General features: G+C 64.7%; 15 protein-coding genes. 1 reads left to right on the top strand and 14 read right to left on the bottom strand.

The genetic code is table 11. The annotated features are described in order from the left end of the window. Positions 1-16 precede the first annotated feature (16 nt). The 14 genes from PCO31010_RS08980 to PCO31010_RS08915 form a co-directional block, all read right to left on the bottom strand. A complete protein-coding gene (locus PCO31010_RS08980) occupies positions 17-1,096 on the bottom strand; it encodes a porin (protein ID WP_425495008.1) in 1,080 nt (359 codons plus the stop codon). Positions 1,097-1,320: 224 nt separating this feature from the next. Next, positions 1,321-1,803: a nuclear transport factor 2 family protein gene (locus PCO31010_RS08975; protein WP_246184516.1), complete on the bottom strand. Its 483-nt coding sequence runs from the start codon at positions 1,801-1,803 to the stop codon at positions 1,321-1,323. After that, complete coding sequence (locus PCO31010_RS08970) at positions 1,800-2,540, bottom strand: alpha/beta fold hydrolase (protein WP_150663939.1); 741 nt, start codon at positions 2,538-2,540, stop codon at positions 1,800-1,802. Before PCO31010_RS08970 ends, PCO31010_RS08975 begins: the two co-directional genes overlap by 4 nt. Further along, positions 2,537-3,664: a 4-oxalomesaconate tautomerase gene (locus PCO31010_RS08965; protein WP_281357721.1), complete on the bottom strand. Its 1,128-nt coding sequence runs from the start codon at positions 3,662-3,664 to the stop codon at positions 2,537-2,539. The genes PCO31010_RS08970 and PCO31010_RS08965 overlap by 4 nt, the downstream gene beginning before the upstream one ends. A 10-nt stretch (positions 3,665-3,674) precedes the next feature. Then, positions 3,675-4,379, bottom strand: a complete 705-nt coding sequence (locus PCO31010_RS08960; protein ID WP_174984535.1) for a 4-carboxy-4-hydroxy-2-oxoadipate aldolase/oxaloacetate decarboxylase — start codon at positions 4,377-4,379, stop codon at positions 3,675-3,677. Further along, positions 4,376-5,131, bottom strand: coding sequence for a PIG-L deacetylase family protein (locus tag PCO31010_RS08955; RefSeq protein ID WP_150663938.1), 756 nt, complete (start codon positions 5,129-5,131; stop codon positions 4,376-4,378). The genes PCO31010_RS08960 and PCO31010_RS08955 overlap by 4 nt, the downstream gene beginning before the upstream one ends. 43 nt (positions 5,132-5,174) lie before the next feature. After that, on the bottom strand, positions 5,175-5,912 hold the full coding sequence (locus PCO31010_RS08950; protein ID WP_150663937.1) for an ABC transporter ATP-binding protein: 738 nt from the start codon (positions 5,910-5,912) through the stop codon (positions 5,175-5,177). After that, entirely contained in the window at positions 5,905-6,657 is a 753-nt protein-coding gene (locus PCO31010_RS08945) for an ABC transporter ATP-binding protein (RefSeq protein WP_150663936.1), read from the bottom strand. The genes PCO31010_RS08950 and PCO31010_RS08945 overlap by 8 nt, the downstream gene beginning before the upstream one ends. Then, entirely contained in the window at positions 6,654-7,733 is a 1,080-nt protein-coding gene (locus PCO31010_RS08940) for a branched-chain amino acid ABC transporter permease (RefSeq protein ID WP_150663935.1), read from the bottom strand. Before PCO31010_RS08940 ends, PCO31010_RS08945 begins: the two co-directional genes overlap by 4 nt. Before the next feature lie 13 nt (positions 7,734-7,746). Next, on the bottom strand, positions 7,747-8,619 hold the full coding sequence (locus tag PCO31010_RS08935) for a branched-chain amino acid ABC transporter permease (RefSeq protein ID WP_150663934.1): 873 nt from the start codon (positions 8,617-8,619) through the stop codon (positions 7,747-7,749). 54 nt (positions 8,620-8,673) lie between these two features. Beyond that, a complete protein-coding gene (locus PCO31010_RS08930; protein WP_150663933.1) occupies positions 8,674-9,873 on the bottom strand; it encodes an ABC transporter substrate-binding protein in 1,200 nt (399 codons plus the stop codon). Positions 9,874-10,267: 394 nt separating this feature from the next. Then, entirely contained in the window at positions 10,268-11,608 is a 1,341-nt protein-coding gene (locus PCO31010_RS08925; RefSeq protein WP_150663932.1) for a LysR family transcriptional regulator, read from the bottom strand. A 1-nt stretch (position 11,609) separates the two neighbouring features. After that, the gene (locus tag PCO31010_RS08920) at positions 11,610-11,969 is read right to left on the bottom strand and encodes a protocatechuate 3,4-dioxygenase (protein WP_150663931.1); all 360 of its coding nucleotides are present in this window, start codon (positions 11,967-11,969) and stop codon (positions 11,610-11,612) included. Then, positions 11,966-12,808: a gallate dioxygenase gene (locus tag PCO31010_RS08915; RefSeq protein ID WP_150663930.1), complete on the bottom strand. Its 843-nt coding sequence runs from the start codon at positions 12,806-12,808 to the stop codon at positions 11,966-11,968. Before PCO31010_RS08915 ends, PCO31010_RS08920 begins: the two co-directional genes overlap by 4 nt. Positions 12,809-13,022: 214 nt before the next feature. Here PCO31010_RS08915 and PCO31010_RS08910 point away from each other — a divergent pair, with 214 nt between their 5' ends. Further along, positions 13,023-13,691: a GntR family transcriptional regulator gene (locus PCO31010_RS08910; RefSeq protein ID WP_039394814.1), complete on the top strand. Its 669-nt coding sequence runs from the start codon at positions 13,023-13,025 to the stop codon at positions 13,689-13,691. The last annotated feature ends 31 nt before the right edge of the window (positions 13,692-13,722 follow it).

Genomic DNA, 13,722 nt, shown 5'->3' with positions numbered 1-13,722 from the left:
TGCTAAGACTCAAGCGTCAGAACGTGTGCTGAATGCCCAGCATCGTACCGAACTGGTTGCCACCGGTGACCACCGAACCGCCAGCGGCAATCGCCACTGCACCGTTCTGGCTGTTCGCCACCCAGCCCGCCATGCCATACAGCGACGTACGCTTCGAGAGCGAGTACGTGGCGCGGCCGATGAGCATCGTGGCGTTAGCGCGGCTCTTCAACTGATAACGGATGGCCTGTGCGTCGAACGCCCAGGTGATCGTCGGCAGATAGGTGAAGCCGATGAAGTAGATGTCCGAGCGCAGCGATGCGGCATCGGCGCTCACGTTGCGGTGAATCCAGCCGCCGCCCACGCGCCCCGTCGACCACTTGTAATACGCGTTGATGACCGAGTGCGAATCGGTGTACTGCGAGCTGGTCAGCGGTGCAGCCGCGCCGGTGTTGCCGCGCATCTGGTCGTACGACGCCGAAATGCCGAAGTTCTCGTAGTCGTAACCGAGCAAGCCCGTGAATTGCTTACAGGCCTGATAGTTGCCAGCGACGTTGCCCGCGCAGTTCGTGGCCGACGGACCACCTGCGGACGATGCATCGCGCCCGAAGCTGTACGTCGCACCGACCGTCACGCCGGAGAACTTGCCCATGTACCCGATGGCGCTGTCGCTACGCGCATTGGCGATGTACGGGTCGATGCTGGCGAGCGAGAAAATCGACGGTCCGATCACGTCCGCATTGCCCGTCACGTAGAACGTCATGTTGTTCTGACGGCCGATGAGCACGGTGCCCCACGAGCTGGACAGACCGACGTTGGCCTGACGACCGAACAGACGTCCGCCGTAGTTCAGACTGCCGATGCCCGGCTGAAAGCCGTTTTCCAACGTGAAGACGGCCTTGAGACCGCCACCCAGGTCTTCGACACCCTTGAAACCGAAGCGCGACGGCACCTTGCCCGTGAGGGTCGGTTCGCCGACGAAGCTGCCGCCATTGGCAGCATTGTTGTAATAGGCGATGCCGGTATCGACGATCCCGTACAGCGTCACGTTGCTTTGCGCGTGCGCCAGGCCTGCACCCAGCAGCAGGCCAGCGGCCAATGCGTGTTTCACTTTCACTTCTGTCCCCTTGTTTTTGAATACACAGCTACTCCAAACCTCAACCTCCGGACCATCGACAGCGTCACCGGTCCGGCCTTGTTGGGACGGCACTGCGGCCGCCTCCGGTACTGCATTGCTTGCTCTTTCGGGTCACCGCTGCCGCCTCCTGTGCTGCACACCGGCCTCGGTCCCCGTTGTTTTATGGCGCGACGTGAGGTGCTGTTTTTGCCTCACGCCTTGCTTCATGCTTCGCGTACGAAAGTGAAACGCGCTTCGCGCCGCGCGATGCGCCATCCCTGCGCCGTGCGCACGAACGTGTCCTCGAATTCACCCATCACCTGACGGCCCTGCGCCGGACGTCCGAACGGTCCCGGCACGTCCTGCGCCGAGCCACTCCAAAGCAGCACGGTGCTGCTGCCAATTGCACCCGTAGCCGACGTCACCTCGATCAGCACGTTGCCGACGAGATGCCGCGTCAACCGGTCAGCCGGACGCTCGGCGTACGCCGCCGCAATCGCCGCTGGGCCGACGAGCGTTTCGCCGTTAGGGCGCACCAGCACCCCCTTCTCCGAGAACAACGCCGCCAGTCCCTGCGGATCGCGACGGTCGTTGCACATGACGAAGCGCATCACGAGGTCGTGACACGCTTGCTTGGCGAGCAACGCGTCGAGCGTTTGCTGGTCGACGGCCTCGGGTGTTGGTGTGGCTTGCGTGTACTGCGTCACGACGTCACCCCGTCGGTCGACGGCAACGACAACCACGCGCGCATGGCGGCAGCCACGGCTTCAGGGCGTTCCATCGGACTCATGTGACCGCTGTGCTCCACCACACTCAGCACCGCGCCCGGAATCAACCCGGCCATGATTTCGTGACGCGCGAGCGGGCTCCACGTGTCCTGTCGTCCGCACAGCACGAGCGTCGGGCAACGCACGTCGCTCAGCTGGGCGGTCGCATCCGGACGGCCCAACAGCGCATGGATCTGCGCAGCGAACTGATCGGGGTTGCTGCGCTCGATCATGTCGAGAATGGCGTCGAACAGCGGCGTGCCGATCTGGTCCGGATGCACCATGCCCGTCGCCCAGACCTGCCCCATCGCGCGCATGCCTTCCTCACGCGAACGAGCGAGCAACGCAGCGCGACCGCTGCGCTCCTTCTCAGCAGCCTCACCGTCGGGCAACGCCTGATAGCCGGTGTCGAGCAATGCGAGATGGCTCACGCGCTGCGGCGCACGGCGCACGACTTCAAGCGCGACGCGCCCGCCCATCGAATGTCCGGCCAGCGCGAAACGCGGCTCCGGCGTGGTGGCCAGCACGTGGTCGGCCATTGCGCCGATGGTGTCGAGCGCACCCCATGCGGGCACGCGGCAATCGAATGCCGGTAGCAACGCGGCAGTGGCAGCCCACGCCACCTGATCGCAGAGCAGGCCGGGCAACAGCAGCAACGGCAAACGTTCCTGACTCATGACGCCTCTCCTTGCGCCCACACGCGAGTCGGAATGCACACGTCGCCGTCAAATAGCCAACGCGCGGTTCGCAGCAAGCCCGCGCCCGTGACGTCGGTCTGCCCTTCGGCATCGAGACCAAGCGTCAGACGTACGGTGAATTCGCCCGTCGGATGTTCGATGGACACGAGCGGCGCATCGCCATCCGGCACCACGGCCATCTCGTGACAGACGGTGCCTGGCAGTGCGGCCGCCGTCGCTACGCTCACAGCCGCCAGCACACCGATGGACGAGTGGCAGCGATGCGGAATGAAGCAACGCGTCGCAAGTGCACCGCCAGCTTGGGGTGCCGCAACGAGACACATCTTCGGCACCGTGCGCGAGCGCACGTCGCCCAGATTCATACGCGAGCCGACGGCGAGACGAATCGCTTCGATGCGTTCACGCATCGGCTGGAACTGCGCATCCGCTTCGAGTTGCTGCCAGGACTCGGCGCCCGTGCAACCCAGATCCGTAGCGCGCATCAGCACCAGCGGCATGCCGTTATCGATACACGTGACGGTGACGCCTTCGACGACGTCCTGACGCTGGCCCGTCGGAAACAACGCGCCGCACGACGACCCGGCGGTGTCGCGGAACATTAGCGGAATGGGGGCGGCCGTACCGGGCACCCCGTCGATGGCCACGTCACCGTCGTACTTCGCCACGCCGCCCGGAGTCTGCACGGTAGCGACCGCCACTTGTCCCGTGTTAACCATGTGAATACCAACGTCGGTCACATCGCCCGTTGCCGCGACGAGTCCGCGCTCAATCGCAAACGGTCCCACGCCCGCGAGGAGATTGCCGCAGTTCTGTCCGTAGTCGACACGCGCTTCGTCGACCACGACCTGTGCAAAGAGATAGTCGACGTCGGCGTCCGCACGCGTAGCGCGCGAGACGATGGCGACCTTACTCGTGAGCGGGTTCGCGCCACCCATGCCGTCGATCTGACGCGCATCGGGCGAACCCATCGCAGCGAGCAGCACGGCGTCGCGCGTGGCGGCGTCCGTGGGCAGGTCGTCCGCGAGGAAGTACAACCCCTTCGAGGTGCCTCCCCGCATGACGGCGGCGCAAATGCGCGTCTGAGAATGCTTTAGCTCGCCCAAGTCGCGCCCCTCACTCGCCTTGCAACTCGTCGAGCGAGTCGACGTAGCGCAGGCCCTTCGCGGCAAGACGTTCGCGCATCTTGTAGTAATCGAGGCCGAGCGTGCCGCCCGCGAGTACGCCGCGCTTGTAGGCTTCGTCCGCACCGCGTGCCGCGGCCGCTTTCGCGACGGCCTGCGCCGTGGCGAACGGCACCACGACGACACCGTCGTCATCCGCCACGATCACGTCGCCCGGGTTGACGATCTGGTTCGCGCACACGACCGGCACGTTCACCGAGCCGAGCGTTTCCTTGACCGTACCTTGCGACGAGATGGCCTTCGACCACACCGGGAATTGCATCTGCGTGAGCGTGCCGATGTCGCGGCAACCGGCGTCGATGATCAGCCCGGCAACGCCGCGCGCTTTCATCGACGTGGCGAGCAGATCGCCGAAGTACCCGTCGTCGCACGGCGACGTCACGCCGACCACGACGATGTCGCCCGGCTGTGCCTGCTCGACCGCAACGTGCAGCATCCAGTTATCGGACGGCGGCGCGAGCACGGTGACGGCGCTACCGGCCACCGCCGCACCGGCGTAGATCGGACGCAGATAGGTGGCCATCAGGCCGAGACGGCTTTGCGCCTCGTGCACGGTGGCGCTGCCTGCGCTGCGCAGAATGTCGAGCGTGGCGGCATCGACACGGGGAATCTGACGAACGACGACGCCGCGAATCATGACAGTTGCTCCGTAACGACCGGCGTGAGACGCATCAGCCCTTCCGCGTACTTGATGTCGCGCGACGCGGTGATGCCGATGTTGCGTTTGGCCTGCACACCGCGTTGCAGCGCCACGCGCGTGTAGTAATCCCAGAGGTGTTCCTGACCGGCCATGCATTCGATGGCGGCGCGCTTCTTGTCCCACACCGGCGTGATGTCGACGAAGGTGTTCGGAATCCACTCGCATTGCTCAGTCTGATGCGGCTCGAACGCCAGCACCGCCGGTGCGCCGATGATCTTCTCGCCGGGCTTGTGGCCTTCGGCCTGCGCAATCACCCGCGCTTCCTGCGTGACGTGCATCGCCAGCGGGTGATCGAAGTTGTACGGATCTTTCTCCGAATGGCTCAGCACGAAGGCGGGTTGCACGTCGCGATAGATGTCGACGAGTCGGAACAGCGTTTCGTCGGACACGCGCATCGGGTAGTCGCCGATGTCGAGGAACTCGATCTCAGCGCCGAGAATGTCGGCCGCGCGTTGCGCCTCTTCACGGCGTGCGGTCTTCACCTTCGCTTCCGTCATCTCGGCGCCCTTGCGCCAGAGCTTGGCCGACTCGCCGCGCTCGCCGAACGACAGGCAGACGATCTTCATGCGATAGCCCTGCGCGACGTGCGTGGCGATCGTGCCCGCCGCGCGCCAGACGAAGTCCGCCGAGTGGGCGCTGACGACGAGGCCCGCCAATCCCGAGTTGCTGCTGTGCTGTGTTGTGCTCATGTGTTTGACTCTGATACGTGTTGCGCGGCCCGGCGACGCTCGCTCAGGCGCTTTCCAGTCCGACCAGCGTGCCGAGCAATTCCGGCGACGCGGCCAGATCGCTGCTGCGGCCCGCCCAGACCTGACGGCCCCGGTCGAGCACCAGCGCGCGGTCGGTGAGTTCCAATCCCAGTTCTGCGTGCTGCTCTACGAGCACCACGCCCATGCCGCCGTCTGCACGCAGCTTCCAGAACGCGTCGACCAGTTGATCGACGATGACGGGCGCGAGCCCTTCGAACGGCTCGTCGAACAGAATCACGCGGGGGTTGCCGATCAGTGCGCGGCCGATGGCGAGCATCTGCTGCTCGCCGCCCGAGAGCTGATTGCCCAGATTGCGACGGCGCTCCTTCAGACGCGGAAACAGGTCGTAGACGCGCTCCAGCGTCCAGGCCCCTTTGTCGTCAGCAGCATTCGCGACATCGCCCATCGCCGAGACTTGCAGGTTCTCTTCGACGGAGAGCGACTTGAAGATTTCGCGCTCCTGCGGCACCAGCGCCAGTCCGGCGCGGGCACGCTTGTAGGCAGGCCACGACGTAATGTCGTCGTCGCGATAACGCAGCACGCCGCCGTGCCGCGTGGTGAGGCCGAGCAGGCTCAGCAGCAACGTGCTTTTGCCGACGCCGTTACGTCCGAGAATCGCGACGGCTTCGCCAGCAGCCACACGCAGGCTCAGGTCTTCGAGCACGATGGTTTCGCCATACCCGGCACTGAGCCCACCGGCTTCGAGCAGAATGTCAGTCATGATGGCGACGCCCCAGATAGATATCGCGCACGCGCGGATCGCTGCGCACTTCGTCCTTCTCGCCTTCCATCAGCACCGCGCCTTCGACCAACACCGTAATGCGGCGCGCGAAGCGGAAGACCAGATCCATGTCGTGTTCGATGACCATCACCGCGACGTCTGCGGGCAAACGTTCCAGCAGTTCGAACAACTTGCGGCCCTGCCCCGACGGCACGCCCGCGACCGGCTCGTCGAGCAGCAGCACCTTCGGATCGAGCGCGAGACCCAGCGCAATCTCGACCTGACGACGCTGGCCGTAAGCGAGTTCGTTGATGCGCTTGCCTGCCAGATCGATCATTCCGAGCTCGCGCAGACGCTCCGCCGCTTCCTCGACCACCGCCGGACGATTCGCCAGCGGACGGCCGATGCGACCGTCGAGTCCGCGTCGCGACGTGAGCGCGAGGCCTACGTTCTCGGCGACCGTGAGCGTGTCGAACAGCGTATTGAGCTGGAACGTGCGTGCAAGACCGAGCTTTACGCGCTTGTGCGACGGCATCGACGTGACGTCGGTGCCGCCCACGCGCACCACGCCCGCGTTCGGCTTGAGCACGCCTGTGAGCAGGTTCATCAACGTGCTCTTGCCCGCGCCGTTCGGTCCGATCAGCGCGTGACGTGCGCCGACCGGCAGCGACAGCGTGACGTTGCGGGTGACGTCGAGTTGGCCGAAGCGCTTCGACAGTCCCTGAATTTCGAGTGCAGCGCTCACGGCGTCACCTCCTTGTCCGTGGTCGTTGCTTTGGTGTTCTCAGCCGGAGCAGGTGCGGCGGCAGGCACGGATGCCGAACGACGCAGACGCGCCGCGAACCGATCCACCAAACCGATGAGACCGTCCGGCGCGAAGCGCACGACGACGATCAGCAACACGCCGAGGGCAGCGAGCCAGTTCGTCGGATCAAAGGCGGCGATACGGTCGGACAGCACCATGAAGACGACCGCGCCGAGCACTGCGCCGTAGAGGCGTCCGGTGCCGCCGAGGGCGAGCATCACGAGGACGTTGGCCGAAAGCGTGAACGACAACGTGTCGAGCGCGACGATGTTGTTGACCTGCGCCGACAACGCGCCTGCGACACCGGCCACAGCGGCGGCAATCGTGTAAAGCATCAGACGACGCAGACCGACGCGCACACCCAACAGCGACATGCGCATGGCGTTCTCGCGAATGCCCTGCACCGTCAGACCGAACGGCGAGTTCACGAGAAACTGCGTGAACAGATAGATGACGAGCAGCACCGCGAGCGCGTACAGATACGCCGTGTGACCGTAGATGTCGAACTCGAACATGCCGAGCACCGGTGCGATGCTGTAGCCCGTGAGACCGTCGTCGCCCATCGTGATGGACTTGGCGATGTTGCCCGCCTCAAACAGCAGTGTGGCGCATGCAAGCGTGAGCATGATCTGCGTCAGCCCGCTCACACGCAGCACCACGATGCCGGTGATCAGGCCGACGACGGCCGCCACCACGGCACCGGCCACCAGACCCAGCAACGGGTTCGGCGACACGTGCAGTGCGAACAGACCGGCCGCATACGCGCCGCTACCGAAGAACGCCGCGTGTCCCAGCGTCTCAATGCCGCAGTAGCCCTGCACGAGATCGAGCGAGAGCGCGAAGATGATCATGATCAGCACGCTCGTGGCGAGCGCCAGATACAGATCGGCGAAGAAGTACGTGGCGACGGCGGCGAGCAACAGCAGCGCGTCGAGCATGCCAAGGCGCTTGCGACGCAGCGCCGGTGCCACTTGCACCACGCCGTTCAGCGCTTGCGAGGGTTTCGTATGAGACATCGTCACCCTCCGCTTAGGCACGACCGACCAGCCCCTGCGGGCGGATCAGCAGAATGGCCAGCACGGCCAGATAGATCATGAAGGCGCCGAGTGCTGGCACGTAGTAGCGGCCGAGCGTGTCGATCAGACCGAGCAGCAGACCGGCGTAGAGCGAACCGCGCAGGCTGCCCAGACCGCCTGCGGCGACCACGATCAGCACCAGCACCAGATACTTCAGGCCGTAGTACGGCTCCAGCGGCAGGATCTGGCTCGACAGCGCACCGCCAAGCCCCGACAGACCACAGCCGATGGCGAACGTGATCGAGAAGACCAGCGGCACGTCGATGCCGACGCAGCGCGCCATGCGCGGGTTGTCGACGGCGGCGCGCAGCTTCGCACCGAACGACGTGCGCTCAAGCCCCAGCCAGATGCCGAAGGCCACAACCGCGCTGCACACCAGCGCGAAGATGCGATACACGGACACCGAGAACGCCCCGAAGTCCCACGTGCCGCGCAGACCCTGCGGCACCGGAATCGTCTGCAACTCCGTGCCTGCAATGTGCTTGGCAAGCGCGCAGATGATGAACGCGAGGCCGATCGTCATGAGCAACTGCCCCAGACCGTTGGCCGTGTAGACCCAGCGATACAGCGTGCGCTCAAGGATCGCGCCCAGCACCATCGTGCCGAGCACGCCGACGAGCAGGGCGACGAAGAAATCGAGGCCGGCGCGCTGCATGGCCCACAAGGTGAAATAACCGCCGATCATGGCAAAGGCGGAGTGCGCGAGGTTGACCACGCGCATCACGCCGAGCGTGACCGTGAGGCCCACGGAGATGAGAAACAGCAGCATCCCGTAGGCCACACCGTCAATCGACAACGACAGGAAAGTGGCAAGCGATTGCGTCATGAGGAATTACCGAAACCTAACGAACAGAGCGAACTTTGGGGGGCGTCGCCTGCGTTACTTCGCGGCCACTTCCGGGTGGCTGATATGCCACGGCTCGACCACCGACTTGTACGTGTCGATCGGCTTGTTGCCGAGCTTGCCGTCGATGGTTTCTACGCGACGGATGTACACGTTCTGCACGATTTCACGCGTCTTCGGATCGATCGACACCGGACCGCGTGCGCTCACCCACGAGTAACCCTTCACGGCGGCGATTGCCTTATCGGCGTCCTTTTTGCCCTTGGTCGCCTTGATCATCTGTGCGATCAGTGTCATCGAGTCGTAAGCCGACACCGAAGCAATCGACGGCAGTGCACCCGGGCCGTACTTCGCCTTGTAGGCCTTCACGAATGCGGTGTTTTCCGGCGTCGTGAGGAACGGCGAGTAGTGCAGTGCGGTGATCGTGCCCAGGGCGCTGTCGCCAATCGCGGGCAGGTCCGACTCCATCGTCTCGGTCGTGGCGAACAGTTGGATGCCTGCCTTGTCGAGTTCGCGCTCCTTGAACGCCTTCACGAAGCCTGCCGACATCGGGCCGACCGGCATGAACATGAAGACGGCGTCCGGCTTGGCGTCACGCACGCGTTGCAGGTAGCTGGAGAAGTCCGTCGTGCCCAGCGGCACCTTCACTTCGACGGCGACCTTGCCGCCCGCCTTCTTGAACGTCTCGCTGTAGGCATCGATGGCGTCGTAACCGGTGGCGAAGTCGGCGACCACGATGGCCGCGTTCTTCACGCCCTTCTTCGCGGCGTACTCGACGAGCGGCACGCTCACGGTCCACTGCGTGAAGCCGGTGCGCACGAAGTACGGCGACTTGAGCGTGACGCTCGACGTGCCCGAGTTGCCGATGACGAGCGGCGTCTTGGTCTGGTTCACGACATCGGCCATGGCCAGCACGTTCGGCGTGAACGAGCCGCCGAACAGGTACTGCACCTGATCGCGCACCACGAGTTCCTGAGCGAGCTGACGCGTGCGTTGCGGGTTCACGCCGCCCTCGTCGCGCTCCAGCAGCACGATCGTGTCGTCACCGACTTTGCTTTTGTTCTGCTCCATCCACAGGTTGAGGCCGCGACGGTACTCGGTGCCCCACCACGATGCGGAGCCGGAGAACAGACCCAGCACGCCGACCTTGATTTCCTCGGCACGCGCGACCGAAACAGCGGTGAATTGGCAAACGCTCGCAAGTGCCACAGCGAGCCAGAGATGGCGCTTCATCATGGTGTCGTCTCCTCGTCGGCGTCGTAGCACCGATCCGTTTTTCATGAAGCCGCGCCGGGGGTTGGCGCGCCTTTTCTATGTATCCGGGACAGCTTAGGCAGACGAAATGAGCGCGTCGAACGACCTTCTCGCGTCGAGCGTTGCGTTTTTCGTATATCCCCGAGATTTCCCCTACGTTGCGAGACGTTTTTTGCGAGGGGAATTTCGCGCTGCGGGACGAGAGACGTTCCGCGAGTGGAACGCCCGCCGCACAAGGCACGGCGGGCAGTCGTCAGGAGGCGTCGCGCCGTCGAAAAATCGTGCGCGAGCGAGTGAAGCGAGACATGCAAGTCATGGCGAATCCGGCGATTTTCGCCGCGCTCGCCGAGGCATCGGCAAGCGACCTGCAAAGGATTTACGTCGGATGCTGCATCGTCGGCGCAAGCGCGCGCAATTCGTCGAGCAACTGTTCCGCCGCTGGCGAGAGCAAACCATCGCGGCGCGTGGCGACACCGATGGAACGGCGTGCATGTTGCAACGTCACCGGCACTACGGCCAGCTCCCCTGTGCGCAACTCCGACGTGATCTGCACCGGCGAGAGCAACGCGAGACGATCGCTCGACGAGAGCAATCCGCGCACCACCGGCGAACTGCTCGCGTGCACCTGCGTGTTCGGCAACGCGAGACCTTCTGCGTGAAACACGCGCTCGAACACCCCGCGCGCCGGCGTGCACGGCAGCGGGCTGACCCAGCCGTACTCGGCGAGTTCGGCGAGCGTGGGCGTCTTGCCGGACGTCAGGCACGGATGGTCCGCGCGTGCGACGACCGACAGGTGATCTTCGAAAAGCGCTTCCTGACGGATATCGGGCGGCACGTCGTTCGCACGCAGCGCGCCGACGATCATGTCGACGTCCGCCTGACGCAACTGACGCACCAGCGCTTCGTAGGTGCCGTCGACCACTGTCACCGTGAGATACGGCGACTTGTGCAGCAGACTGTCGATGGCCTTCGGCAGCAGAAAGCCGCTCGATAGCGGCAAGGCCGCCACGATGACCGTGCCTTGCTGGCGTCCGCCGAACGGCGCGAGTTCGTCTTCGGCAATCGCCAGTTCGGCAAGCGCGCGTTTGACGGGACCGAGCAGCGCAACGGCCTCGTCGGTCAGACGCGTGCCGCGCGGCGTACGCCGGAAAAGCTTGATGCCGATGAGGTCTTCGAGCTGATCGAGATTGCGCTGGATGGTCGGCTGCGAGCATTGCAGACGCGTCGCCGCCAACGGACCGCTGCCCAGTTCCGCGACGGCGATGAAACTCGTGAGTTGCTGCGGCGCGACCACCGCCGCGAACCGGCTCGCGGCACGCGCGCCGCCGTCCGCTTGCGATGCCGTCGCCGCGAAGGCTTCGCGATAGCCGTTCGCCAGCTCCGCAAGTGCACGCGTCGCGCGCACGCCGAGCCGTTGCCCGGCCGCGTTCGGAATCAGCCCGCGCCCGCTGCGATGAAACAGCGGAAAGCCCAATTCCGCCTCGATATCCGAGATGGAACGGGCGACGGCCGATTGCGAGAGATGCAGCATGCGGGCCGCGCGCGCGACGGAATCGCACTCCAGCACCGCGACCATCGCGCGCAACCCGCGCAGCTTGCGAACCAGCAGCGTAGCGTCGTTGCTCTGCGGCGCACGGCTCCACGTGCCGCGTTCGTGACACGCGAGCCGGGGCGCGGGCGGCGCGTTGGTCAGACTGATGGCGGTATCGATCGCCATGTCAGCGCATGGTCGGCACGCGACGCGTGGCCATGAACGCTTCGAGCGATTCGCCGCGCATGAGCGCATAGACTTCGAGGTTCGTCTTGCGCACCACGCGCGCAAACTTCTCCAGCACAAAGAAGTTCACGCCGTGACGCACGAGGCCGAGCCAGTCCTGCGCCTGCACCATCGCCTGCTCGTCGACCGTGAGACCGGCTGCGGTCATGGCCGCGACGGGATCGTTCAGGAACGTCTCGCGATGCTCGGCGCGAATCATGTGCCAGAAGAAGCGGTTGAGCTTGAGCGTGCGGTTGCTCACGCGCAGATCGAACGCGTAAGTGCCGGTGATCGCTTCGATACCTTCGAGTTGCGGATTCATGCGGCGTCATCCTCGTAGAGCGCGACGGTCATGGCGGTCGTCGTCGCGAGGTAGTAGTTCAGGTGCAGACGCTTGATGCGCGGACCCATCGCGCCACGCATCGACAACCACATGATTTGTTCGACGCTCTCCGCGCCGCCACGCTCGACGTAGTCCACGTGCTTGAGCTCGGTCAGCTTCTCCGGTGCGTTCTCCAGCAGGTCGAGGAATTCGCGATCCCACGATTCGTCGTTGTAGCCCGCGCGCTCGCCGTGAATCTGATGCGAGAGACCGCCCGTCCCCACCACGACCACACGCAGGTCTTCCGGGTACGACTCGATGGCGCGACGCACCGCCTGCCCGAGGCGATAGCAACGGCGGCCCGTCGGCAGCGGGTATTGCAGCACATTGATGGCAATGGGCACGACCGTGCCCGGCCAGTCCGGCTTGTGCGGCCAGAGCAGCGGCAACGGCGACGCGCAGCCGTGATCGATCGGTTTGTCCTGGAACACCGTGATGTCGAACTCGTCGTTCACGAGCGACTCGGCGATATGCGCCTGCAAGGCCACATCGCCGCGAATCGGCGGCAGCGGACGCAGTCCCGCGCCTTCGTCGGCAATCGGGAACGACTCACCCACGCCGAGCGCGAACGTCGGGTACATGTCGAAGAAGAACGTCGTGGCGTGATCGTTGTAGAAGAACACGAGCACGTCCGCCTGCTTCTGCGCGAGCCATTTCGCTACCGGCTCGTAGCCCTGGAACAGCGGCGCCCACGCGGGGTCCTGCTGCTTGCCCTTGTCGTACGCCACACCGATGGTCGGCACGTGCGACGTCCCGATCCCTCCAATGATCTTTGCCACGCTGAAAGTCTCCGTTTCTTGTCTTGTCATGCCCGGGCCGCAGAATGAAACCGCCCGAATTTATGCAGGCCCGAGTCTATCCGGGATCCCGTATTGGCATAAACAAGGGTATTTACTGATGCGTTTATGAATTACGGGATCCCATAATGAAAAAAAGCCGGTACTGGCACACCCAGTCTGTCCGGCACGCGTGTAAGCGAACGAAAGGAGACGCATGCTGCATCCCACACCGACCACGGTCCAACTGCGCGAAATGATCCTCAAGGGCGAACTCGCGCCGGGCGAGCGTCTGGCCGAAGCCAAGCTGGCCGAGCAACTGGGTGTCTCGCGCATGCCGGTGCGTCAGGCGTTGCCGGTGCTCGCGGAAGAAGGGCTGGTGGTGCGTGCCGGACAACGCGGCTACGCAGTGCGGGCGCACACCCGCGACGAGAGCGTCGAAGCGTTGCACCTGCGCGGCGCGCTCGAAGGTTATGCCGCACGTTTGCTCGCCGAGAAAGGCGCGAGTGCGGAATTGCTGACGCAACTGCGCGAACTGCTGGCCGAAGGCGATGCGCTGCTCGCCGACCATCAGATGACGCCCGAAGTGCAGATCGGCTACGCGTCGCTCAATGCGCGCTTTCACGATCTGCTCGTCACCGGCGCGCGCAATCCGCTCCTCGAAGGGTTTATCGCGCGCTGCAATCTGGTGCCGTTCGTGGCCCCGCGCACGGTCGCGTTCGGTCATGAGGACCGACGCCAGTACGCCGACATCATCGCGTACGCGCATCGTCAGCATCACGCGATTGTCGAGGCGATTGCCGCACGTCAGCCCGATCGCGCCGAATTCATGTGCCGCGAACACATCGTCACACAGGAACACAGCATGGGCGCGCAGTTGCTTTAGCACAGGCCCCGCACGCCCTCCCCTAAGCCAC

This window comes from Pandoraea commovens (assembly GCF_902459615.1).
Classification (GTDB): domain Bacteria; phylum Pseudomonadota; class Gammaproteobacteria; order Burkholderiales; family Burkholderiaceae; genus Pandoraea; species Pandoraea commovens.
This window is presented reverse-complemented; position numbering and strand designations above follow the sequence as displayed.

Bases quoted from the DNA above. Each gene is read 5' to 3' on its own strand.
- PCO31010_RS08970 (WP_150663939.1), bottom strand. From the start codon at position 2,540: ATGAGTCAGGAACGTTTGCCGTTGCTGCTGTTGCCCGGCCTGCTCTGC.
- PCO31010_RS08960 (WP_174984535.1), bottom strand. From the start codon at position 4,379: ATGATTCGCGGCGTCGTCGTTCGTCAGATTCCCCGTGTCGATGCCGCC.
- PCO31010_RS08955 (WP_150663938.1), bottom strand. From the start codon at position 5,131: ATGAGCACAACACAGCACAGCAGCAACTCGGGATTGGCGGGCCTCGTC.
- PCO31010_RS08950 (WP_150663937.1), bottom strand. From the start codon at position 5,912: ATGACTGACATTCTGCTCGAAGCCGGTGGGCTCAGTGCCGGGTATGGC.
- PCO31010_RS08940 (WP_150663935.1), bottom strand. From the start codon at position 7,733: ATGTCTCATACGAAACCCTCGCAAGCGCTGAACGGCGTGGTGCAAGTG.
- PCO31010_RS08935 (WP_150663934.1), bottom strand. From the start codon at position 8,619: ATGACGCAATCGCTTGCCACTTTCCTGTCGTTGTCGATTGACGGTGTG.
- PCO31010_RS08930 (WP_150663933.1), bottom strand. From the start codon at position 9,873: ATGATGAAGCGCCATCTCTGGCTCGCTGTGGCACTTGCGAGCGTTTGC.
- PCO31010_RS08925 (WP_150663932.1), bottom strand. From the start codon at position 11,608: ATGGCGATCGATACCGCCATCAGTCTGACCAACGCGCCGCCCGCGCCC.
- PCO31010_RS08920 (WP_150663931.1), bottom strand. From the start codon at position 11,969: ATGAATCCGCAACTCGAAGGTATCGAAGCGATCACCGGCACTTACGCG.
- PCO31010_RS08910 (WP_039394814.1), top strand. From the start codon at position 13,023: ATGCTGCATCCCACACCGACCACGGTCCAACTGCGCGAAATGATCCTC.